The following is a 22,227-nucleotide window of genomic DNA, read 5'->3' on the forward strand; positions in this document are numbered from 1 at the left end:
CACCTTCGCACGCCAGGCCCCCTCCCCACACCCCGCCGTCCGCTCAGACTCCGGCCGTCTCCTTCTCCGGCGCGGGCGCGGGCGCCTCGCCCTCGCTGAGCCCGAACCGCCGGTGGAAGCGGCGCAGCGGGGCGGGGGCCCACCAGGTGGCGCGGCCGGTGAGCCGCATGATCGCCGGAACCAGGAGGCTGCGGACGACCATCGCGTCCATCAGGACCGCGAGCGCGATGCCGAGGCCCAGCATCTTGGTGTTGGTCACCCGGGAGGTGCCGATGGCGACCATCACCACCGCGAGGATGACCGCCGCCGCGGTGATGAGCCCGCCGGTGCGCTGCAGCCCGTGACGGACCGCCTCGTCGTGGTCGCCGGTGCGGTCGTACTCCTCCTTGATGCGGGAGAGCAGGAACACGCCGTAGTCCATGGAGAGTCCGAAGGCCACGCAGAACATCAGGACGGGCAGGGTGGTCTCGATGGAGCCGGGGCTGGTGAAGCCGAGCGCGCCGGACAGATGGCCGTCCTGGAAGACCCAGACCACAGCGCCGAACATCGCCGTCAGGCTGAGGGCGTTGAGCACCACGGCCTGAAGGGGTATCAGCACGCTGCCGGTGAGCAGGAAGACCAGCAGCAGGGTGACGACCGCGATGAACGCGCCCGCCCAGGGCAGGCGTTCGCCTATCGCGTGCTTGGAGTCGACCAGAACGGCGGCCGTGCCGGTCACCTTGGTGGCGAAGGGGGCCTTGAGCGAGCGCAGGTCGCCGACGAGGTGCTGGGCCCCGGTGTCGACGGCCTCTCCCCTCGGCTGCACGGTGAAGTAGGCGGTGTCGCCCTTGACCAGCGGGCCGTCGATACGGACGACTTCGGGCAGGGCGGCGACCCGCTGCTTGTAGGCGGCGTACTGGGCCTTGGTGGCCCGGCCCTCGGCGAGGACATCGAGGCCGCCGCCGGGAGTGCCCGGGAAGCCGTCGCGGAGGTGCTGCTGCACCACGTGCGACTCGGCGCCCGAGGGCAGTTGGCGGTCGTCGGCGGTGCCGAACCGCACCCCCAGGAAGGGCAGTCCGAGGACGACGAGGAGGGCGCTGGTGCCGATCGCGAAGAGCGGGGCGCGGCGCATCACCAGCGTGGCGGTGCGCGCCCAGCCGGTGTCGCCCGCGGCCTCGGCGCCGGAGCCCGCGCTTGTCCGGCCGCGGCGGAACAGGCGCCGCAGGTCGAGGGAGTTGACCCGGTGGCCGAGCAGGACCAGGGCCGCCGGCAGCAGGATCAGGGCGGCAGCGGCGGCCAGCAGGACCACGGCGATGCCGGCGTAGGCGAAGGACCGCAGGAAGTACTGCGGGAAGAGCATCATGGCGGCCAGGGACACCGCGACGGTCAGGGCGGAGAAGAGCACCGTGCGGCCGGCGGTGCGCAGTGTCGTGCCGACCGCGGTCAGGGGACCGGCGCCGCCGGAGAGCTCCTCCCGGTAGCGGCGGACGATGAACAGGGCGTAGTCGATGGCGAGGCCGAGGCCGAGGGCCGTGGTGAGGTTGAGCGCGAAGACCGACACGTCGGTGAAGGCGGTCAGGCCGCGCAGCACCGCGTTGGTGCCGAGGATCGCCACGATGCCGATGCCCAGCGGCAGCAGGGCCGCGACGGCGCTGCCGAAGACCATCACCAGCAGGACCAGCGTGATCGGCAGGGCGATCATCTCGGCCCGGGTCAGGTCCTCCTTGATGATGGTCTGCATCTCGTGCCGGACGGCGACGATGCCGCCGACCTTCACCCGCACCGGGCCGTGCGGGCCCCGGTAGTGGGGCGCGATGCGGTCGAGGGTGCGGCCCATCGCGTTCTCGTCGCCGGTGATGCGGGCGGCGATCAGCGCCTCGTGCCCGTCCTCGGCGCGCAGACCGGGGGCCGCCGCGGGGCCGGCCTGCCAGTAGGAGCCGACGCCGGTCACGCCCCGCTCACCTGCCAGCCGCTCGGCCAGGCCGCGGGCCGCCGCGGCGACCGCCGGGTCGTCGACGGAGGCAGGGCCGGCGTCGACCAGGAGCAGCAGGTTGGGCTGGGAGTCGGGGAACTCGCGCTCCAGCGCCTTCGTCGCGTACGTCGACTCGGCGGCCGGGTCCTCCCAGCCGCCGCTGCCCAGATGGTCCGCGACCCCGCTGCCGGCCAGCACGGCGAGCGCGGTCAGCACCAGGGCCACCAGCAGCGACAGGCGCGGGCGGGCGGTGACGAAACCGGTCCAGCCGCCGGCCCGGGAAGGTTCGTCACCGGTGCGCGGCGGCTTGTTGACTTCGGTCATCGTGCGGTGTCCCCTTCACCGTGACCCATGTCCGTGCAGGCAGGCGGCATGGGTCGGTCATTGCCATAAACTGGCAAACACGAGAGATCGCTCGCGTTCCACAAGAATGCGAGCGACCGCTCGCGTTTGTCAATCGCCTCCGAAGGGCTGGGGATAACGCGTGTCCGAAACCGCGGAGAACGAGCAGCCGCGCCGCCGCCAGGCGCGCGGCGAGCGCCGCATCGCCCAGCTCCTCCAGGCCGCCGCCCAGGTCTTCTGCACCACCGGCTACACCGCCGCCAGCACCAACGCCATCGCCCGCGAGGCGGGCGTCTCTCCGGGCACGCTCTACCAGTTCTTCCCGAACAAGGAAGCGATCGCGATCGAGCTGGGCGACCGGCTGATGCACGAGATGCGCGAGACCTACGGCGAGGCGCTGGCCCCCGTCGATCCCGCCACCCCGCTGGAGGAGGCCATCGGCTCGGCCGTCGACCGGTTCATGGCCTTCAACACCGAGCACCCGGTGTTCTTCGCGCTGATGCACGGCCCCGACCTGCCCGGCGGCATCACGGAGGCGCACGACCAGTTGCACGCGACCCTGATCGGCCGCGTCGAGGGCCTGCTCGCCTCGCTGCTGCCGGCGGCCCCGCCGACCGACCTCACGCGCACGGCGCACGTCTGCCTCGGCATCTACAAGGCCGGCCTGGAACTGGTCCTGGCCCACGAGGGAGCCGAGCGCGCGGCCTACGTCCAGGAGATCAAGAACGTGCTCGTCCGCTATCTCGCCCCTCTGGTGGGCGATCGGCTCGGCCGCGCCTGACCCCACAGGGTCACCCGGACTGCGACAGCGTCCGCACCTGCTTAGGGTGCGGAGAGACCGCCCCGCAGCAGTCCGAGGGGGACCCACGTGACCCACTCCCCGCCGCCCGGCAGGCCCCGGGCCCGCATCCCCGGCCCCGGGCAGCCGCCACCCCCGTTCCCCCGCATCGGCGCGGGCCTTTGGCGGCGCTGCCTGAGCGGCGGCCTCGCCCTGTGGGCGCTGACCGCGGCGGCGGCGTACACGACGCGCACCACCGTGCCGCTGCCCGCGCTCGTCCTGCTCGGCGGCTTCCTGTTGCCCGTCGCCTTCGTGCTGTGGGCCTACGAGCGGCACGGCCGGGACCTGGGCGTCAGCGCGGTCCTGGGCTGCTTCCTGGCCGGCGGCGCACTCGGGGTGCCCGGCGCCCTGCTGACGGAGTCGCACCTGCTCCACCCCTCCCTGGGGCGGTCCACCGGCGCCGCCCTGGCCGAGGAGGCGGCGAAGCTCGGTGCGCTGGTGTTCGCGCTGCGCCGGCAGCCGGGCGTCCGCGGGGCGCGGGCCGGGCTGGTGCTCGGCGCGGCCGTCGGCCTCGGTCTCGCGGCGGTGGAGAGCTGCGCCTACGCCTTCGACGCCGTTCTCCTCTGCGACGCCGCCGATCTGCGCGTGGTGCTGGAGACGGAGTTCCCGCGCGCACTGCTCGCCCCGGCCGGGCACGGCCTGTGGACGGCGATCGCGGGCGCCGCGCTGCTCTCCCACCGCCGCCCGAACGGGCGCTTCCGCCTCGCCGCGCCGGTGGTGGGCACCTGGCTCGGCGTCTGCGTGCTGCACGCTGCGTGGGACGCCACGCGCGGCGTGGCCGGACGTCTGGTGGCACGGGTGTACGGCCCGGAGGCCGTGCCGGGGCCGTTCGGACAGCCGTACCCGCCGCGCACCGGTGCCGGACAGGAGCACCTTTTCGCGTTGCTCTCGACGGGAGGGCTGGTACTCGTGGCGGTGCTGGGTGTCGCATGGGTCCGGTCACTGACGCCCGGAGACGCTTGGAGGAATACCCCCTAGGGGTATAGTGTGGGAAGCGTGGGAGCCCCCCGCGGGCCCCACTGGCCCCACCTGCTTCGACGAGGAGTAACGACATGACCGCCCAGACCGACACTTCGGGCTCCGTCACCACCGTCTACAAGGTGACCGGCATGAGCTGCGGACACTGCGAGGGATCCGTCTCCGGCGAGATCTCCCGGATCCCGGGCGTCAGCTCGGTGAAGGCCGTCGCGTCCACCGGCGAGGTGACCGTCGTCTCCGCGGCCCCGCTCGACGACGAGGCCGTCCGCGCCGCCGTGGACGAGGCGGGCTTCGAACTCGCCGGCCAGGCCTGAGAAAGACCCTCCCTTCCCCGACCGGGCCGTTCCGACCAGCTGATACTGGATCCGTACGGCCCGGTCCGATGTCTGGAGCCCGGACATGACCAGCACCACCGCCAAACCGGCGAGCGCGATAGGCGACAGCTCCGAGGTCGAGCTGCTCATCGGCGGGATGACCTGCGCGTCCTGCGCCGCCCGGGTGGAGAAGAAGCTCAACCGCATGGACGGCGTGAGCGCCACCGTCAACTTCGCGACCGAGAAGGCGAAGGTCAGCTACCCCGAGGGCGTCCAGGTCGCCGACCTGATCGCCACCGTGGTGAAGACCGGCTACACCGCCGAGGAACCGCCGCCGCCGGAGCCCGAACCCGGGCCCGAGGAGGCGTCCGCGCCCTCCGGACAGGACCCGGAACTCGCCGCGCTGCGGCACCGGCTGCTCGTCTCCGCGCTGCTCGCCGCCCCGGTGGTCCTGCTCGCCATGATCCCGGCCCTGCAGTTCGACAACTGGCAGTGGCTCTCGCTCACCCTCGCGGCGCCGGTCGTGGTGTGGGGCGGAGCGCCCTTCCACCGGGCCGCCTGGACCAACCTCCGGCACGGCGCGGCGACGATGGACACGCTCGTCTCGGTCGGCACCCTGGCCGCCTTCGGCTGGTCGCTGTGGGCCCTCTTCTTCGGCGACGCGGGCATGCCCGGCATGCACGACGAGTTCCGGTTCACCGTCTCGCGGATGGACGGCGCCTCCACCGTCTACCTCGAGGTCGCCTCCGGAGTCGTGGCGCTGATCCTGCTCGGCCGCTACCTGGAGGCCCGCTCCAAGCGGCGCGCCGGGGCCGCGCTGAAGGCGCTGCTCGAGCTGGGCGCCAAGGACGTGGCGGTGCTGCGCGAGGGTCGCGAGGTGCGGGTCCCGGTGGCCTCACTGGCCGTCGGCGACCGGTTCGTCGTACGGCCCGGCGAGAAGATCGCCACCGACGGCACGGTCGTCGAGGGCGTCTCCGCGGTGGACGCCTCCATGCTGACCGGGGAGTCGGTGCCGGTCGACGTCGGAGCCGGGGACCGGGTCACCGGCGCCACCGTCAACGCGGGCGGCCGGCTGGTCGTAGAGGCCACCCGGGTCGGCGCCGACACCCAACTCGCCCGGATGGCGAGGCTGGTGGAGGACGCGCAGAACGGCAAGGCCGAGGTGCAGCGGCTCGCCGACCGGATCTCCGCCGTGTTCGTGCCCGTGGTCATCCTGATCGCGCTCGGCACCTTCGGCGTGTGGCTGGGCGTCACCGGGGACACCGTCGCCGCGTTCACCGCCGCCGTCGCCGTGCTGATCATCGCCTGCCCCTGCGCGCTGGGGCTGGCCACCCCGACCGCGCTGATGGTCGGCACCGGCCGGGGCGCCCAGCTCGGCATCCTGATCAAGGGCCCCGAGGTGCTGGAGTCCACGCGCCGCGTCGACACGGTCGTCCTGGACAAGACCGGCACGGTCACCACCGGCCGGATGACCCTCCAGGAGGTGTACGCCGCCGAAGGCGAGGACGAGAAGGAGCTGCTGCGGCTCGCCGGCGCCCTGGAGCACGCCTCCGAGCACCCCGTCGCCCGGGCGATCGCCGCGGGCGCCGAGGAACGCGCCGGGGCCCTGCCCGCCGTCGAGGCCTTCGAGAACGTCCCCGGCCGGGGTGTGCGCGGACGCGTGGCGGGCCGTGAGGTGGCGGTGGGGCGGCTGTACGACGAGCTGCCCGGGGAGCTGGCGCGCGCCCGGGAGGCGGCCGAGCGGGACGGGCGTACGGCCGTCACCGTCGGCTGGGACGGCCGGGCCCGCGGAGTGCTCGCCGTCGCCGACGCGGTCAAGGAGACCAGTGCCGAGGCGGTGCGCGAGCTGCGCGCGCTCGGGCTCACGCCGGTGCTGCTCACCGGGGACAACCGGGCGGTCGCCGAGTCGGTCGCGCGGGCGGTCGGCATCGACGAGGTGATCGCCGAGGTCCTCCCCGAGGACAAGGTGGACGTCGTACGGCGGCTGCAGGGCGAGGGCCGGACCGTGGCGATGGTCGGAGACGGCGTCAACGACGCGGCCGCGCTCGCCACCGCCGACCTGGGGCTGGCGATGGGCACCGGCACGGACGCGGCGATCGAGGCCGGCGACCTGACCCTGGTGCGCGGCGACCTCCGGGTGGCGGCGGACGCGATCCGGCTCTCCCGGCGCACCCTGGCGACCATCAAGGGCAATCTGGTCTGGGCGTTCGGCTACAACGTGGCCGCACTGCCCCTGGCCGCCGCGGGGCTGCTCAACCCGATGATCGCGGGCGCCGCGATGGCCTTCTCCTCGGTCTTCGTGGTGACCAACAGCCTGCGGCTGCGCGGGTTCCACTGAGACCGCCCGAGGTTACCGGCGGTTAGCCGCAGTTGAAGTGGGAGTCCCCCTGGAGTCGGACGCGCGCCTCACATAAGCTCTTCACAAGGCTCGCGCATCATCCTTACGCTTGAGTCCCGATCACCGTATCGGGGCTCTTGCGCACCTAAAGGACAAATGCAAGAGACGCAGATCACAGTGACGCGAACGTAACCATCGAAGGGGTTCGAAGGTCTAAGTTGGCGATGTCAGGCCAGCGTCTTGGGGGGCGCTGACTGGCATCTGAGGATGTCTTGGGGGACTTCCTCAGAGATGCGTTGCCGGGGCACGTACACCGGGAAGCTTTGAGCGGCCCTCCCAGCGTGCGTTGTCCCGGCAGACCGCACCGTGTCACTGGAGCACGGCGGGCGTTGCCCGTGGTGTTCAGACAGCGATTTCAGGCGCTGTCCTCTCCGAGCGCCCGGCCGGATCCCGTGGGGGGAATCCGCACCGGGACATGGGAAGGCGCCCTGGTCGTCGGCCCGTGGGGGGACCGGCGTCAGGGCGCCTTCCGTTTTCGCTCAGTACCGCCGGTTCAGGGCCCGCCCGTGACGGCAGGCCCTGTGCGGCGGGTGGGGCGCCGAAGCGGCGCCCCCGGCCGGCAGGTGCTCAGCGCTCCTCGACCGGGACGAAGTCGCGCTCGACGACGCCCGTGTAGATCTGGCGCGGACGGCCGATGCGGGAGCCCGGCTCCTTGATCATCTCGTGCCACTGGGCGATCCAGCCCGGCAGCCGGCCGAGGGCGAACAGGACCGTGAACATCTCGGTCGGGAAGCCCATGGCCCGGTAGATCAGACCGGTGTAGAAGTCGACGTTCGGGTAGAGGCTGCGCGAGACGAAGTAGTCGTCGGAGAGCGCGTGCTCCTCCAGCTTCAGCGCGATGTCCAGCAGCTCGTCGGACTTGCCGAGGGCGGAGAGCACATCGTGCGCGGCGGCCTTGATGATCTTGGCGCGCGGGTCGAAGTTCTTGTAGACCCGGTGGCCGAAGCCCATCAGGCGGACGCCGTCCTCCTTGTTCTTCACCTTGCGGATGAAGGAGTCGACGTCGCCGCCGGCGTCGCGGATGCCCTCGAGCATCTCCAGCACGGACTGGTTGGCGCCGCCGTGCAGCGGACCCCACAGGGCGTTGATGCCGGCCGAGATGGACGCGAACATGTTGGCCTGCGACGAGCCCACCAGGCGGACCGTCGAGGTGGAACAGTTCTGCTCGTGGTCCGCGTGCAGGATCAGCAGCTTGTCCAGGGCGGAGACCACGATCGGGTCCAGCTCGTACTCGTCCGCCGGGACCGAGAACGTCATGCGCAGGAAGTTCTCGACGTAGCCGAGGTCGTTGCGCGGGTAGACGAACGGGTGGCCGATCGACTTCTTGTACGCGTACGCCGCGATCGTCGGGAGCTTCGCGAGCAGGCGGATCGTCGAGAGGTTGCGCTGCTTCTCGTCGAAGGGGTTGTGGCTGTCCTGGTAGAACGTGGACAGCGCCGAGACGACCGAGGACAGCATGGCCATCGGGTGGGCGTCGCGCGGGAAGCCCTTGTAGAAGTTCTTGACGTCCTCGTGCAGCAGGGTGTGCCGCGTGATGTCGCCCTTGAACGTCGTCAGCTCGTCGACGGTCGGCAGCTCACCGTTGATCAGCAGGTAGGCCACCTCCAGGAAGGTGGAGCGTTCGGCCAGCTGCTCGATGGGGTAGCCGCGGTAGCGGAGGATGCCCGCCTCACCGTCGAGGTAGGTGATGGCGGATTTATAGGCGGCCGTGTTGCCGTAGCCGCTGTCCAGAGTCACCAGACCGGTCTGGGCGCGGAGCTTCCCGATGTCGAAGCCCTTGTCACCGACGGTGCTGTCGACCACCGGGTAGGTGTACTCGCCGTCGCCGTACCGCAGTACTACAGAGTTGTCGCTCACGTCTTCCCTCACCGACGTAGTGCCTCATCTTCGAGGTGCCCTGACTGTCTCTACCATCCCCCATTTGGCTCAGGAGAGTGCACTCGGGGTCGACCATTGGGCCCATCGGCGGCACTCAGTGCCGCCAACCTGCCATCCTGCCCGCTTCGACCGGCAACCGGAAGTGCTCTGTGACCTTCACGACTCATTTGATCGATCATTTTTTGTGATGCCGGTCCGAGCCGCTGGTCAGAGCGTTCCGGCCCCCCGGAGCCGGAAGTCGAGGGCCGTGCAGCGCCGGCCCGCCGACACCGTGCGCACCGCCTGTCCGATCGCTTTGCGTGAACCGACGAGTACGACCAGCCGTTTCGCCCGCGTCACCGCCGTGTACAGCAGGTTCCGCTGGAGCATCATCCAGGCGCCGGTGGTGACGGGAATCACCACGGCGGGATACTCGCTGCCCTGCGAGCGGTGGATCGTCACCGCGTAGGCGTGGGCCAGTTCGTCCAGTTCGTCGAAGTCATACGGGACCTCCTCGTCCTCGTCCGTCAGCACCGTCAGACGCTGGTCGACCGGGTCGAGCGAGGTGACAACGCCCACGGTGCCGTTGAAGACACCGTTCTCCCCCTTCTCGTAATTGTTGCGGATCTGGGTGACCTTGTCGCCGACACGGAAGACCCGGCCGCCGAGCCGCTTCTCCGGCAGCTCGGGGCGGCCCGGGGTGATGGCCTGCTGGAGCAGCCCGTTGAGGGCGCCGGCGCCGGCCGGGCCCCGGTGCATGGGGGCGAGCACCTGCACGTCCCGGCGCGGGTCCAGGCCGAACCGGGCCGGGATCCGGCGGGCGGCCACGTCCACGGTGAGCCGGCCGGCCTCCTCGGTGTCGTCCTCGACGAAGAGGAAGAAGTCCTTCAGCCCGTCGGTGAGCGGGTGCTGCCCGGCGTTGATGCGGTGCGCGTTGGTCACGACGCCGGACTGCTGGGCCTGCCGGAAGACCCGGGTGAGCCGCACCGCCGGAACGGGGCCGCCCTCGGCGAGCAGGTCGCGCAGCACCTCCCCGGCGCCGACGCTGGGCAACTGGTCCACGTCGCCGACGAAGAGCAGGTGCGCCCCCGGCGGCACGGCCTTGACCAGCTTGTTGGCGAGCAGCAGGTCCAGCATCGAGGCCTCGTCCACGACCACCAGGTCGGCGTCCAGCGGGCGGTCCCGGTCGTAGGCGGCGTCGCCGCCGGGCTTGAGCTCCAGCAGCCGGTGGACCGTGCGGGCCTCCGCGCCGGTCAGCTCGGCCAGCCGCTTGGCGGCCCGGCCGGTGGGCGCGGCGAGCAGCACCTTGGCGTGCTTGGCGCGGGCCAGTTCCACGATCGAGCGCACCGTGAAGGACTTGCCGCAGCCGGGGCCGCCGGTGAGCACGGCCACCTTCTCGGTCAGCGCGAGCCGTACGGCGGCCTCCTGCTCGGGGGCGAGGTCGGCGCCGGTACGGGCCCTGAGCCAGCCGAGCGCCTTGTCCCACGCCACGTCACGGAAGGCGGGCATCCGGTCCTGCGGGGTGCGCAGCAGCCGCAGCAGCTGCGCGGAGAGGGAGAGTTCGGCCCGGTGGAAAGGCACCAGGTAGACGGCGGTCACGGGCTCCGCGTCGCCGTCGGGGCCGGGCACCTTCTCCCGTACGACCCCCGGTTCCCCGCCCTCCTCGGGCGGCTCGGCCAGTTCGGCGAGGCACTCGATGACCAGGCCGGTGTCGACCTGGAGCAGCTTCACCGCGTCCGCGATCAGCCGCTCCTCCGGCAGGAAGCAGTGGCCCTGGTCGGCGGACTGGGACAGCGCGTACTGCAGGCCCGCCTTCACGCGCTCGGGGCTGTCGTGCGGGATGCCGACGGACCGGGCGATCCGGTCGGCGGTGAGGAAGCCGATGCCCCAGACCTCGGAGGCCAGCCGGTAGGGCTGGTCCTTCACCACCGAGATGGACGCGTCGCCGTACTTCTTGTAGATCCGCACGGCGACGGAGGTCGACACCTCGACGGTCTGGAGGAAGAGCATGACCTCCTTGATCGCCTTCTGCTCCTCCCAGGCGTCGGCGATCCTCCTGGTCCGTTTGGGGCCGAGGCCGGGGACCTCGACCAGCCGCTTCGGCTCCTCCTCGATGATCCGCAGGGTGTCCACGCCGAAGTGCTGGGTGATGCGGTCGGCGAAGACCGGGCCGATGCCCTTCACCAGCCCGGAGCCCAGGTAGCGCCGGATGCCCTGGACGGTGGCGGGCAGCACGGTCGTGAAGTTCTCGCAGACGAACTGCTTGCCGTACTGCGGGTGCGAGCCCCAGCGGCCCTCCATCCGCAGCGACTCCCCGACCTGGGCGCCGAGCAACGCGCCGACCACCGTGAGGAGGTCGGCGCCGCCCCGGCCGGTGTCGACGCGGGCGACGGTGTAGCCGCTCTCCTCGTTGGCGTAGGTGATCCGCTCCAGCACGCCTTCGAGCGTGGCGAGCCGGCGCTCCCCGGGGGCCGCGGATGGCTGGTTGGGCATGATCCGACGGTACCGGTGGGGTGTGACAGGGTGCTCCCCCTCCGGCGACGCCGAAGCGGGGCGGAGCGGGCCGGAGGCGTGGCGGCCGGGCCCGCCCGGGCGCCGCGAGTCCGGGGCAGGGTGCGGAGGAGGGCCCCTAGGCCTGGAGGATCCCCTCGACGCCCCGCAGGAAGGTCCCGGTGACCAGTTGCGGGTCGAAGAGGCAGCCGGCCGCCATCGCGCCGTCCCGCAGCATGACGAGGTGCCGGCCGGCCTCGTCCGCGGGCTCGCGACCGGCCCGCGCCAGCAGGTCCGTGACGGTTTCCAGGAACCACTGCCGGTGCGCAAGCACGGCCTGGTGGACGGGGTGCGCCGGGTCGGGGTACTCGGCCACCGCGTTGAGGAAGGCGCAGCCGCGGAACCCTGGGGACCGGATGCCCTCGGCGATGGACCGGGCCACGGCCCTGACCTGACCGGCCGCCGACTCGTCGCTCTCCTGCGCGGCGGCGACCTGCTCCCGGATCCCCTGGTCGGCCAGGTCGAGATAGGCGAGGACGAGCTCCTCCTTGCCCGAGAAGTGCCGGTAGAGCGTCGCCCGGGTCACCTGCGCCTCCGCGATGATCCGGTCGACACCGACGGAGTGGATCCCCTCGGCGTAGAAGACCCTCGTCGCCGTGCCGAGCAGGCGTTTGCGTGCCTCGGACGTGCTGCCCCTGGTTGTTCCCCGGCTCATGGGGCCGAGGCTACCGCAACGGGAAGGGAGAACGTTCGGTCTTGACAGCGACCGCGGCATCCACTTCGATGACAGGTAGACCGAACGTTCTCCCCCGCTTCAGGGAAGGCACCCCGTGGACACCATCGTCGCCACCACCGCCCGCACCAGCGTCCCCGCGACCCTGCGGAAGCTGTACCTCTCGCGCTTCGCGTTCGCCGCCGCGTGGGCCGCCCTGCTGTTCACGACCGCCGGCGCCCTGACCCCGTGGAGCGCGGTGCTCCTGGTGGCCTATCCCCTGTTCGACGTCGCGTGCGCCGTGATCGACGTCCGGTCCGCCAGGGCGAACGACGGTCCGGTGCGCCACCTGTACGCGAACATCGCGCTCAGCACCCTCACCGGCGCCGCCCTCGCCGCGGCCGCCACGTCGGGGATTCCGGCGGTGCTGCGCGTCTGGGGCGCCTGGGCCGTCACCGCGGGCCTGGTCCAGCTCCTCGTCGGCGCCACCCGGCGCCGGCTGGGAGGACAGTGGGCGATGATCGCCAGCGGCGCCCTCTCCGTCCTCGCCGGCGCGTCGTTCTACGCGCAGGCGGGCGCGCCCGACGCCTCCCTGGGGTCCCTGGCCGGCTACGCCCTCCTCGGCGGGATCTTCTTCCTGGTGTCCGCCCTCCGCCTGGGGCGCGCCGCAGAGAACGCGTGACCCCGGACCCCCGGGCACCGCGTCCACCGGGTGACCCGGCCGCACCCGGGACACCCGGTGGTCACGATTCAGTTTCAGCCGCCCGGCACCCCCTTGCCCTCGCTCGTGTAATCGATTCCAATCCTTCATGCACGTCGATGTAATCGATTCCATGAGTTCCACAAGGAGGTGGAGCCGGCGATGGCGAGCATCAAGGACGTCGCCGCCGCGGCGGGCGTCTCGGTCGCCACGGTGTCGCGCGTCCTGAACGAGCACCCGTCGGTCAGCGCGGACGCACGCACGCGCGTGCTGGCCGCCGTCGAGGCGCTGGGCTACCGCCCCAACGCCGTCGCCCGTTCCCTGCGCACCGACCAGACCCGCACCCTCGGCCTGGTCATCAGCGACGTACTGAACCCCTACTTCACCGAGCTGGCCCGTTCCGTCGAGGAGGAGGCCCGCGCGCTCGGCTACAGCGTGATCATCGGCAACGCCGACGAGCGGCCCGACCTCCAGGACCACCACGTGCGGACCCTGCTGGACCGCCGCATTGACGGCCTGCTGGTCTCCCCCACCGACGGCGGCTCCCCGCTGATGCTGGACGCCGCGCGCGCGGGCACGCCGATGGTCTTCGTCGACCGGTGGATCCCGGGCGTCGAGGTGCCCGTGGTGCGGGCCGACGGGCGGCGCGCCGTGCGGGACCTCGTCGCGCACCTGCACCGGCTCGGGCACCGGCGGCTGGCGATCATCTCCGGACCGGCGGCCACCACCACCGGCAGCGAGCGCGTCGAGGCCTTCCGGGCCGCCCTGGCCGAGTACGGGCTCGACCTGCCCGACGCGTACACCGGACAGGGCGACTTCCAGGCCGAGAGCGGACGCCGGGTCACCGAGGGCTTCCTCGACCTGCCCGAGCCGCCCGAGGCGGTCTTCGCCGCGGACAACCTGATGGCGCTCGGCGCCCTGGACGCGATCCGCGCGCGCGGGCTGCGCGTCCCGGACGACATCGCGCTCGCCGCGTTCGACGACATCCGCTGGTTCGTGCACACCGATCCGCCGGTCACCGCGATCACCCAGCCCACGGGCGAGCTGGGCCGGGCCGCCGTACGGGCCCTGGTGGACCGCATCGAGGGGCGGCCCGGCGAGTCCGTCACCCTCCCCGCCCGTCTCGTCGTGCGCCGCTCGTGCGGCGCGGCACCCGACGGGAACCACGTAACGAACAGGAGCAAGTCGTGAGCGACCAGGACGAGTTGCTGCGCATCGAGGGCGTCAGGAAGACCTTCCCAGGCGTGGTCGCGCTGGACGGCGTCGACTTCGACCTGCGCCGCGGCGAGGTGCACGTGCTGCTCGGCGAGAACGGCGCGGGCAAGAGCACCCTGATCAAGATGCTCTCCGGCGCCCACACGCCCGACGCCGGGCGGATCCTGGCCGGCGGCCAGGAGGTGCGCATCAACGGCGCGCAGGACGCCGAACGCCTCGGGATCGCCACCATCTACCAGGAGTTCAACCTCGTACCCGACCTCACGGTCGCCGAGAACATCTTCCTCGGCCGGCAGCCGCGCCGGTTCGGGATGATCGACCGGAAGCGGATGGAGGCTGACGCCGAGGTCCTGCTGAAGCGGGTCGGCGTGCACGTGTCCCCCCGGGCACAGGTGCGTGAACTCGGCATCGCGCGCCTGCAGATGGTCGAGATCGCCAAGGCGCTCAGCCTGGACGCGCGCGTCCTGATCATGGACGAGCCGACCGCGGTGCTCACCTCCGAGGAGGTCGACAAGCTCTTCGCGATCGTGCGCCGGCTGCGCGAGGACGGCGTCGGGATCGTCTTCATCACCCACCACCTGGAGGAGATCGCCGCCCTGGGCGACCGGGTCACCGTCATCCGGGACGGCAGGAGCGTCGGGCAGGTCCCGGCCGCCACCCCGGAGGCGGAGCTGGTCCGGCTCATGGTGGGCCGTTCCATCGAGCAGCAGTACCCGCGCGAGCGGGCCGGCCGGGGAGCCGCGCTGCTCAGCGTCGAGGGCCTGACCCGCGACGGCGTCTTCCACGACGTCGGCTTCGAGGTGCACGCCGGCGAGGTGGTCGGCATCGCCGGGCTGGTCGGCGCCGGCCGGACCGAGGTCGTACGGGCGGTGTTCGGCGCCGACCCGTACGACAAGGGGTCCGTGAAGGTCGCCGGCGCCTCCCTGAGGCGTCATGACGTCAACGCGGCCATGGCGGCCGGCATCGGTCTGGTCCCGGAGGACCGCAAGGGCCAGGGGCTGGTGCTCGACCAGTCGGTCGAGGAGAACCTCGGCCTGGTCACCATGCGCGCCGCCACGCACGCCGGGCTCGTCGACCTCAGGGGCCAGCGCGAGGCGGCCGCGAGGATCGCCGGACAGCTCGGGGTGCGCATGGCCGGGCTCGGCCAGCACGTGCGCACGCTGTCCGGCGGCAACCAGCAGAAGGTCGTCATCGGCAAGTGGCTGCTCGCGGACACCAAGGTGCTGATCCTCGACGAGCCGACCCGCGGCATCGACGTCGGCGCCAAGGTCGAGATCTACCAGCTCGTCAACGAGCTGACCGCGGCCGGCGCCGCCGTACTCATGATCTCCAGCGATCTGCCCGAGGTGCTCGGCATGAGCGACCGGGTGCTGGTGATGGCCCAGGGCCGGATCGCGGGCGAACTCTCCGCCGACGAGGCCACCCAGGACTCGGTGATGGCACTCGCCGTCAGCAACCCAACGACCGACAAGGAGGCCGCTCGTGGCCACTGACACGCTCAAGAGCACGACGGGCGCCGGTGGCGCCACGGCGGTACGCCGGCTGCTATTGGAGAACGGCGCGCTGACCGCGCTGATCGTCCTCGTCATCGCCATGTCGGCGCTGTCCGGCGACTTCCTGACCGCCGACAACCTGCTCAACGTCGGCGTCCAGGCGGCCGTGACGGCCGTCCTCGCCTTCGGCGTCACCTTCGTCATCGTCTCGGCGGGCATCGACCTGTCGGTCGGCTCGGTGGCGGCCCTGTCGGCCACCGTGCTCGCCTGGACCGCCACCTCGCACGGCGTGCCGGTGGTGGTGGCGGTGCTGCTGGCCGTCGTGACCGGCATCGCGGCCGGACTCGTCAACGGCTTCCTCATCGCCTACGGCAAGCTCCCGCCGTTCATCGCGACGCTCGCCATGCTCTCGGTGGCCCGCGGTCTGTCGCTGGTGATCTCCGGCGGCTCCCCGATCCCCTTCCCGGGCTCCGTCTCGCACCTCGGGGACACGCTCGGCGGCTGGCTGCCGGTGCCGGTCCTCGTGATGATCGTGATGGGCCTGATCGCGGCCCTGGTGCTCGGCCGGACCTACATCGGCCGCTCGATGTACGCGATCGGCGGCAACGAGGAGGCCGCGCGTCTGTCCGGCCTGCGGGTGAAGAAGCAGAAGCTCGCCATCTACGCGCTGTCCGGCGTGTTCGCCGCCGTCGCCGGTGTCGTGCTCGCCGCCCGGCTGTCCTCCGCGCAGCCCCAGGCCGCCGACGGCTACGAGCTGGACGCGATCGCGGCGGTCGTGATCGGCGGCGCCTCGCTCGCCGGCGGCACCGGCAAGGCCTCCGGCACGCTGATCGGCGCGCTGATCCTGGCCGTGCTGCGCAACGGCCTGAACCTGCTGAACGTGTCCGCCTTCTGGCAGCAGGTCGTCATCGGCGTGGTCATCGCGCTGGCCGTCCTCTTCGACACGCTGCGCCGCAAGGCCGGGGCGGCCCCGGCGGCGGCCGGCGCCTCGCCGGGCGGCAAGGGCAGGCAGGCGGGCACGTACGCGCTCGCGGCGGTCGTGACCGTGGCGATCGTCGGTGCGACCTCGTTCCTGCACAACGGCTCCGCCTCGTCGACGAACCCGCGGATGGGCCTGTCCCTGTCCACCCTCAACAACCCCTTCTTCGTGCAGATCCGGGCGGGCGCCCAGGCCGAGGCGAAGAAGCTGGGCGTGGACCTGACGGTCACGGACGCCCAGAACGACGCCTCCCAGCAGGCCAACCAGCTCCAGAACTTCACCAGCTCGAACGCCGGCGCGATCATCGTCAACCCGGTGGACTCGGACGCGGCGAGCAACTCGGTGAAGGCCGCCGACAAGGCCGGGATCCCGGTCGTCGCCGTCGACCGCGGGGTGAACAACGCGAAGACGAGCACCCTGGTGGCCTCCGACAACGTGGCCGGCGGCGAACTGGCCGCGAAGACGGTCGCCGAGAAGCTCGGCGGCAAGGGCAGGATCGTCATCCTGCAGGGCCAGGCGGGCACCTCCGCCGCCCGGGAGCGGGCGGCGGGCTTCGCCAAGGGCCTGAAGGCCTACCCGGGCATCCAGGTCCTGGCCCAGCAGCCGGCCGACTTCGACCGCACCAAGGGGCTCGACGTGATGTCGAACCTGCTGCAGGCCCACCCCGACGTCCAGGGCGTCATCGCCGCCAACGACGAGATGGCCCTCGGCGCGATCAAGGCGCTGGGCGGCAAGGCCGGCCGGTCGGTCCAGGTGGTCGGCTTCGACGGCACCCCGGACGGGCTGAAGGCGGTCGAGGGCGGCACGCTGTACGCGTCCGTGGCGCAGCAGCCCAGCCAGCTCGGCAGGATCGCGGTCGACAACGCACTCAAGGCGGTCCAGGGCAAGAAGGTCGGGTCCGCGATCAAGGTGCCGGTGAAGGTGGTCACGAGGGACAACGTGGCCGGATTCACCGGCTGACATCGGCGAGCGGGCGGGCGGTCCTCGGGGACCGCCCGCCCCGGTCATCTCTCAGGGGAGTCAATTCCATGTACGACTACGACCTCCTGGTCGTGGGTTCGGCCAACGCCGACCTGGTGATCGGGGTCGAGCGGCGGCCGGCCGCCGGCGAGACGGTGCTGGGCGGCGACCTGGCCGTCCACCCGGGCGGCAAGGGCGGCAACCAGGCCGTCGCGGCGGCCCGGCTCGGCGCGCGTACGGCGCTGCTGGCCCGGGTCGGCGACGACGCCCACGGCCGGCTGCTGCTGGACGCGCAGCGGGCGGCCGGGGTGGACACCGCGGGCGTGCTGGTGGGCGGGGCGCCGACCGGCGTCGCGCTGATCACCGTCGACCCCTCCGGGGACAACAGCATCGTGGTCTCGCCCGGCGCCAATGCCCGGCTCACCCCGGCGGACGTACGGGGGGCCGCCGGTCTGCTGCGTGCCTCGCGGGTGGTGTCGGCGCAGCTGGAGATTCCCCTGGAGACGGTCGAGGAGGTGGTGCGGAACCTGCCGGACGGCAGCCGGTTCGTGCTCAACCCGTCCCCGCCGCGCGCGCTGCCCGCGCGGGTGCTGGCGGCCTGCGACCCGCTGATCGTCAACGAGCACGAGGCCCGGGTGCTCCTCGGCGACGACGGCGCGGGCGGGGAACCGGAGGACTGGGCGCCGCTGCTGCTGGCCCGGGGCCCGCGCTCGGTGGTGGTCACGCTCGGCGCGGCCGGGGCGCTGGTGTGCGACTCCTCCGGGGTGACCCGGGTCCCGTCGGTGCGGGTGGACGCGGTGGACACCACCGGCGCGGGCGACGCGTTCACGGCGGCCCTGGCCTGGAAGCTGGGCGTGGGCGCCGCGCTGCCGGAGGCGGCGGCCCACGCGGCTCTGGTGGGCGCGGCCGCGGTGACGCGGCGCGGCGCGCAGGAGTCGTACCCGACGGCGGCGGAGGCCGAGGCGCTCGGCGAGCGGGGCGGTGACCGGTGAAGAAGGCGGGCATTCTGAATCGTCATCTGGCCGGTGCGCTGGCCGCGCTGGGGCACGGCGACGGGGTGCTGGTGTGCGACGCGGGCATGCCGATACCGGACGGGCCGCGCGTGGTGGACCTGGCCTTCCGCGCGGGTGTGCCCTCGTTCGCCGAGGTCCTGGAGGGGCTGCTGGCCGAGCTGGTGGTGGAGGGGGCCACGGCCGCCGAGGAGGTGCGCGACGCAAATCCGGCGGCGAGCGCGCTGCTGGACGGTCACTTCCCGGAGCTGGCGCTGGTGCCGCACGAGCGGCTGAAGGAGCTGTCGGCGGGGGCGCGGCTGGTGGTGCGCACCGGGGAGGCACGGCCGTACGCGAACGTGCTGCTGCGGTGCGGGGTGTTCTTCTGACCTCCGGGCGGCGTCCGGACGTTTCGAGGGGGTGCGCCCGGTCCGTCGACCGGGCGCACCCCCTCGGCTTTCCCCTCCGTGCCGGAACCCCCTGATCCCCCCCAGGGTCCCCTCCCCAGGAGTTCCGGACGACGGGTTCGACACGGGAGGCGGGCAGAGGGTTGTACGGCCTGGGTTGTACGGCCTGCGGAACCAGTTTCACCGGATCACGTGGGAGACGAACCGCTCCGCCGTCTCCGCCAGCACCTCGCGGCCGTCCCGGGCCCACAGCCTCTCGTTGAACAGCTCGACCTCGATGGGCCCGGTGTACCCGGCCGCCTCCACGTAGCCCTTCCACTCCCGCATGTCGACCGAGCCGTCGCCGATCTGCCCGCGGCCGTTCAGGACGCCCTCGGGAAGCGGGGTGACCCAGTCGGCGAGCTGGAAGGTGTGGATGCGGCCGGCCGCGCCCGCGCGGGCGATCTGCCCGGGCGCCAGGTCGTCCCACCACAGGTGGTAGGTGTCCACGGTCACGCCCACCTGGTGGGCGGGGAAGCGCTCGGCGAGGTCCAGGGCCTGGGCGAGGGTGGAGACCACGCAGCGGTCGGACGCGAACATGGGGTGCAGCGGTTCGATGGCGAGCCGCACCCCGTGCTCCTCGGCGTACGGCCCGAGTTCCGCGAGGGCGTCGGCGATGCGTTCGCGGGCCGCCCGCAGGTCCTTCGAGCCGGACGGCAGGCCGCCGGAGACGAGGACCAGGGTGTCCGTGCCGAGGGTCGCGGCCTCGTCGATCGCGCGGCGGTTGTCGGCCAGCGCCGCCGCCCGCTCCGCCGGGCCGGCCGCGGTGAGGAAGCCGCCCCGGCACAGGGTCGTGACCGCCAGACCCGCGTCCCGGACCAGCTTGGCGGTCGCCGCCACGCCGTACGACTGGACGGGCTCGCGCCACAGTCCCACACCGGGGACGCCCAACCGGACGCAGGCATCGACCAGTTCGGGCAGGCCGAGCTGTCTGACGGTCATCTGGTTGACGGAGAAGCGGGCGAGGTCGGCGCCTGCGAGTTCGGTGGTCACTGGTTCACCCCGTACAGCGAGAGCAGGTTCCTCATGCGCTCCTCGGCCCGCTTCGGGTCGGGGAACAGGCCCAGGCCGTCGGCGAGTTCGTAGGCGCGGGCGAGGTGCGGCAGGGAGCGGGCCGACTGCAGGCCGCCGACCATCGTGAAGTGGTCCTGGTGGCCGGCCAGCCAGGCCAGGAGGACGACCCCGGTCTTGTAGAAGCGGGTCGGCGCCTGGAAGAGGTGCCGGGACAGGGGCACGGTCGGGTCGAGCAGGGCGCGGAACCCCGCCGTGTCGCCGGTGTCCAGGACCCGGACGGCCTCGGCGGCCAGTGGGCCCAGCGGGTCGAAGATGCCGAGCAGGGCGTGGCTGAAGCCCTGGTCGTCGCCCGCGATCAGCTCGGGGTAGTCGAAGTCGTCGCCGGTGTAGCAGCGCACGCCCCGCGGGAGCCGGCGGCGCAGGTCGACCTCGCGCCGGGCGTCCAGCAGGGAGACCTTGACGCCGTCGACCTTGTCGGGGTGGGCGGCGACGACGTCCAGGAAGGTCTCGGTGGCCGCGTCGAGGCCGGAGGAGCCCCAGTAGCCCTCCAGCGCCGGGTCGAACATCGGGCCGAGCCAGTGCAGGACGACCGGCTCGGCGGCCTGGCGCAGCAGGTGGCCGTAGGTCTCCAGGTAGTCCTCGGGGCCGCGCGCCGCGGCGGCGAGCGCCCTGGACGCCATCAGGATGGCCTGCGCGCCCGCCTCCTCGACGACCTCGAGCTGCTCCTCGTAGGCCGCGCGGATGCCGGCGAGGCCGCCGCCGGTGATCTGGTCGGTGCCGACGCCGCAGGCGATACGGCCGCCCACCGCCCGGGCCTCGGCCGCCGAGCGGCGGATCAGCTCGGCGGCGCCCGCCCAGTCCAGGCCCATGCCGCGCTGGGCGGTGTCCATCGCCTCGGCGACGCCGAGCCCGTGGGACCACAGGTGGCGGCGGAAGGCGAGGGTGGCGTCCCAGTCGACCGCGGCGGGCGAGTCGGGGGTGGTGTCGGCGAACGGGTCGGCCACGACGTGCGCCGCCGAGAAGACGGTGCGGGAGGCGAGGGGGGTGCCGGGGGTGACGGCGAGCGGTTCGGTCCTGGGCTCGTACGTGCGCAGGCTCCCGTCGGCGTCGGGGAGTGCGAGGGTCACAGCGCGATCTCCGGGACCTCGATGCGGCGGCCCTCGGCCGAGGACCTCAGCCCCAGCTCGGCGAGCTGGACGCCACGGGCGCCGGCCAGCAGGTCCCAGTGGTACGGGGTGCCGGCGTGCACGTGCTTGAGGAACAGCTCCCACTGGGCCTTGAAGCCGTTGTCGAACTCCTGGTTGTCCGGGACCTCCTGCCACTGGTCGCGGAAGGCCTCGGTGGCGGGGACGTCCGGGTTCCAGACCGGCTTGGGGGTGGCCGAGCGGTGCTGGACGCGGCACCTGCGCAGGCCCGCGACGGCGGAGCCCTCGGTGCCGTCCACCTGGAACTCGACCAGTTCGTCGCGGTTGACGCGCACCGCCCAGGAGGAGTTGATCTGGGCGACCGCGCCGCCCTCGAGCTCGAAGACGCCGTACGCGGCGTCGTCCGCCGTCGCGTCGTAGGGCTTGCCGTTCTCGTCCCAGCGCTGCGGGACGTGGGTGGTGGCCAGGGCCTGGACGGAGGTCACCCGGCCGAACAGCTCGTGCAGGACGTACTCCCAGTGCGGGAACATGTCGACGACGATGCCGCCGCCGTCCTCGGCGCGGTAGTTCCAGGAGGGGCGCTGGGCCTCCTGCCAGTCGCCCTCGAAGACCCAGTAGCCGAACTCGCCCCGGACGGACAGGATCCGGCCGAAGAAGCCGCCGTCGACGAGCCGCTTCAGCTTGAGCAGGCCCGGCAGGAAGATCTTGTCCTGGACGACACCGTGCCTGACGCCCTTCTCACGGGCCAGCCGGGCCAGTTCGAGGGCGCCGTCGAGTCCGGTGGCCGTGGGCTTCTCGGTGTAGACGTGCTTGCCCGCCGCGATCGCCTTCCTGATGGCGTCCTCGCGGGCGGAGGTGACCTGGGAGTCGAAGTAGACGTCGACGTCCGGGTCGGCGAGCACCGCGTCCAGGTCGGTGGAGACGTGCTCCAGGCCGTGCCGGTCGGCGATCCGCCTGAGGGCGTGCTCGCGGCGGCCGAGCAGGATCGGCTCGGGCCACAGCACGGTGCCGTCGCCCAGGTCGAGGCCGCCCTGCTCGCGCAGGGCGAGGATCGACCGGACGAGGTGCTGGCGGTAGCCCATGCGTCCGGTCACGCCGTTCATGGCGATCCGCACCGTCTTGCGTGTCACGTCAGTCCCCTTCGTAACGCCGGGAGGCCTTGCCCGGCGGTGCCGGCGTCGGCATCGCCAACGGGTGCAGCAAGCGCTTTCTGGCCGATGAGAAGCTAGCCTCTGCACCCAGGCCGGGACAAGACCGTGTCCTCTTCGAGTTGTTCGAGGGGGCGAACAAACGGCCCGGGTGGCCGTATGGTCTGCTCGGCGCGCGCGGAACCGTGACCGCACGCCGCCTGCCCACGAGGACGTACGAGCACCAATGCGCGACCCCATGCGCGACCGGAGGACGAC

At 72.4% G+C, this 22,227-nt stretch carries 17 protein-coding genes; 10 read left to right on the forward strand and 7 right to left on the reverse strand.

Annotated elements, in window-relative coordinates; translation table 11 throughout:
- Positions 1-43: 43 nt before the first annotated feature.
- Positions 44-2,275 (reverse strand): MMPL family transporter, encoded by a 2,232-nt coding sequence (locus ACFQ9Z_RS24590; protein ID WP_383022560.1) that lies wholly within the window; start codon positions 2,273-2,275, stop codon positions 44-46.
- A gap of 160 nt (positions 2,276-2,435) precedes the next feature.
- Between ACFQ9Z_RS24590 and ACFQ9Z_RS24595 the strand changes: the two genes are divergently transcribed.
- The 4 genes from ACFQ9Z_RS24595 (at position 2,436) to ACFQ9Z_RS24610 (ending at position 6,761) form a co-directional block, all read left to right on the forward strand.
- On the forward strand, positions 2,436-3,074 hold the full coding sequence (locus ACFQ9Z_RS24595; RefSeq protein WP_383022563.1) for a TetR/AcrR family transcriptional regulator: 639 nt from the start codon (positions 2,436-2,438) through the stop codon (positions 3,072-3,074).
- A gap of 87 nt (positions 3,075-3,161) precedes the next feature.
- Entirely contained in the window at positions 3,162-4,109 is a 948-nt protein-coding gene (locus ACFQ9Z_RS24600) for a PrsW family glutamic-type intramembrane protease (protein WP_383022566.1), read from the forward strand.
- A gap of 74 nt (positions 4,110-4,183) precedes the next feature.
- Complete coding sequence (locus ACFQ9Z_RS24605; RefSeq protein ID WP_143639737.1) at positions 4,184-4,423, forward strand: heavy-metal-associated domain-containing protein; 240 nt, start codon at positions 4,184-4,186, stop codon at positions 4,421-4,423.
- Positions 4,424-4,508: 85 nt separating this feature from the next.
- Positions 4,509-6,761 (forward strand): heavy metal translocating P-type ATPase, encoded by a 2,253-nt coding sequence (locus ACFQ9Z_RS24610; RefSeq protein ID WP_383022570.1) that lies wholly within the window; start codon positions 4,509-4,511, stop codon positions 6,759-6,761.
- A 627-nt stretch (positions 6,762-7,388) separates the two neighbouring features.
- Here the strand turns inward: ACFQ9Z_RS24610 and ACFQ9Z_RS24615 are convergent.
- The 3 genes from ACFQ9Z_RS24615 to ACFQ9Z_RS24625 all read right to left on the reverse strand — a co-directional run bounded on the left by ACFQ9Z_RS24615 (position 7,389) and on the right by ACFQ9Z_RS24625 (position 11,883).
- Positions 7,389-8,678: a citrate synthase gene (locus ACFQ9Z_RS24615; RefSeq protein ID WP_383022573.1), complete on the reverse strand. Its 1,290-nt coding sequence runs from the start codon at positions 8,676-8,678 to the stop codon at positions 7,389-7,391.
- 228 nt (positions 8,679-8,906) lie between these two features.
- Entirely contained in the window at positions 8,907-11,171 is a 2,265-nt protein-coding gene (locus ACFQ9Z_RS24620; RefSeq protein ID WP_383022576.1) for an ATP-dependent RecD-like DNA helicase, read from the reverse strand.
- Between the two features lie 136 nt (positions 11,172-11,307).
- Positions 11,308-11,883, reverse strand: a complete 576-nt coding sequence (locus tag ACFQ9Z_RS24625) for a TetR/AcrR family transcriptional regulator (protein WP_383022578.1) — start codon at positions 11,881-11,883, stop codon at positions 11,308-11,310.
- 115 nt (positions 11,884-11,998) lie between these two features.
- Between ACFQ9Z_RS24625 and ACFQ9Z_RS24630 the strand changes: the two genes are divergently transcribed.
- From ACFQ9Z_RS24630 to rbsD, 6 genes are all read left to right on the forward strand, one after another.
- Entirely contained in the window at positions 11,999-12,562 is a 564-nt protein-coding gene (locus tag ACFQ9Z_RS24630; protein ID WP_383022580.1) for a hypothetical protein, read from the forward strand.
- A gap of 180 nt (positions 12,563-12,742) precedes the next feature.
- Complete coding sequence (locus ACFQ9Z_RS24635; protein WP_383022584.1) at positions 12,743-13,771, forward strand: LacI family DNA-binding transcriptional regulator; 1,029 nt, start codon at positions 12,743-12,745, stop codon at positions 13,769-13,771.
- On the forward strand, positions 13,768-15,288 hold the full coding sequence (locus ACFQ9Z_RS24640) for a sugar ABC transporter ATP-binding protein (RefSeq protein WP_383022586.1): 1,521 nt from the start codon (positions 13,768-13,770) through the stop codon (positions 15,286-15,288). The genes ACFQ9Z_RS24635 and ACFQ9Z_RS24640 overlap by 4 nt, the downstream gene beginning before the upstream one ends.
- The gene (locus ACFQ9Z_RS24645; RefSeq protein WP_383022588.1) at positions 15,278-17,227 is read left to right on the forward strand and encodes a substrate-binding domain-containing protein; all 1,950 of its coding nucleotides are present in this window, start codon (positions 15,278-15,280) and stop codon (positions 17,225-17,227) included. Before ACFQ9Z_RS24640 ends, ACFQ9Z_RS24645 begins: the two co-directional genes overlap by 11 nt.
- A gap of 68 nt (positions 17,228-17,295) precedes the next feature.
- Complete coding sequence (locus ACFQ9Z_RS24650) at positions 17,296-18,219, forward strand: ribokinase (protein ID WP_383022590.1); 924 nt, start codon at positions 17,296-17,298, stop codon at positions 18,217-18,219.
- Positions 18,216-18,605 (forward strand): D-ribose pyranase, encoded by a 390-nt coding sequence (gene rbsD / locus ACFQ9Z_RS24655; RefSeq protein WP_383022593.1) that lies wholly within the window; start codon positions 18,216-18,218, stop codon positions 18,603-18,605. Before ACFQ9Z_RS24650 ends, rbsD begins: the two co-directional genes overlap by 4 nt.
- Before the next feature lie 198 nt (positions 18,606-18,803).
- Here the strand turns inward: rbsD and ACFQ9Z_RS24660 are convergent, their stop codons facing one another.
- The 3 genes from ACFQ9Z_RS24660 to ACFQ9Z_RS24670 are packed head-to-tail and all read right to left on the reverse strand — an operon-like array spanning position 18,804 to position 21,951.
- Entirely contained in the window at positions 18,804-19,604 is an 801-nt protein-coding gene (locus ACFQ9Z_RS24660) for a sugar phosphate isomerase/epimerase family protein (protein ID WP_383023074.1), read from the reverse strand.
- Positions 19,605-19,651: 47 nt separating this feature from the next.
- Positions 19,652-20,803 carry a dihydrodipicolinate synthase family protein gene (locus ACFQ9Z_RS24665; RefSeq protein ID WP_383022595.1) on the reverse strand — a complete coding sequence of 384 codons (1,152 nt, stop codon included), beginning with the start codon at positions 20,801-20,803 and terminating at the stop codon, positions 19,652-19,654.
- Complete coding sequence (locus ACFQ9Z_RS24670; RefSeq protein WP_383022597.1) at positions 20,800-21,951, reverse strand: Gfo/Idh/MocA family protein; 1,152 nt, start codon at positions 21,949-21,951, stop codon at positions 20,800-20,802. Before ACFQ9Z_RS24670 ends, ACFQ9Z_RS24665 begins: the two co-directional genes overlap by 4 nt.
- Positions 21,952-22,227 lie beyond the last annotated feature (276 nt).

The sequence above is a fragment of the Streptomyces sp. NPDC056580 genome (assembly GCF_042793175.1).
In the GTDB taxonomy this organism is placed as follows: Bacteria; Actinomycetota; Actinomycetes; order Streptomycetales; family Streptomycetaceae; genus Streptomyces.

What these genes read in the sequence shown, in the direction of transcription:
- ACFQ9Z_RS24590 (WP_383022560.1), bottom strand. Translation starts at nt 2,275, where the DNA reads ATGACCGAAGTCAACAAGCCGCCGCGCACCGGTGACGAACCTTCCCGG.
- ACFQ9Z_RS24605 (WP_143639737.1), top strand. Translation starts at nt 4,184, where the DNA reads ATGACCGCCCAGACCGACACTTCGGGCTCCGTCACCACCGTCTACAAG.
- ACFQ9Z_RS24610 (WP_383022570.1), top strand. Translation starts at nt 4,509, where the DNA reads ATGACCAGCACCACCGCCAAACCGGCGAGCGCGATAGGCGACAGCTCC.
- ACFQ9Z_RS24620 (WP_383022576.1), bottom strand. Translation starts at nt 11,171, where the DNA reads ATGCCCAACCAGCCATCCGCGGCCCCCGGGGAGCGCCGGCTCGCCACG.
- ACFQ9Z_RS24625 (WP_383022578.1), bottom strand. Translation starts at nt 11,883, where the DNA reads ATGAGCCGGGGAACAACCAGGGGCAGCACGTCCGAGGCACGCAAACGC.
- ACFQ9Z_RS24635 (WP_383022584.1), top strand. Translation starts at nt 12,743, where the DNA reads ATGGCGAGCATCAAGGACGTCGCCGCCGCGGCGGGCGTCTCGGTCGCC.
- ACFQ9Z_RS24650 (WP_383022590.1), top strand. Translation starts at nt 17,296, where the DNA reads ATGTACGACTACGACCTCCTGGTCGTGGGTTCGGCCAACGCCGACCTG.
- ACFQ9Z_RS24660 (WP_383023074.1), bottom strand. Translation starts at nt 19,604, where the DNA reads ATGACCGTCAGACAGCTCGGCCTGCCCGAACTGGTCGATGCCTGCGTC.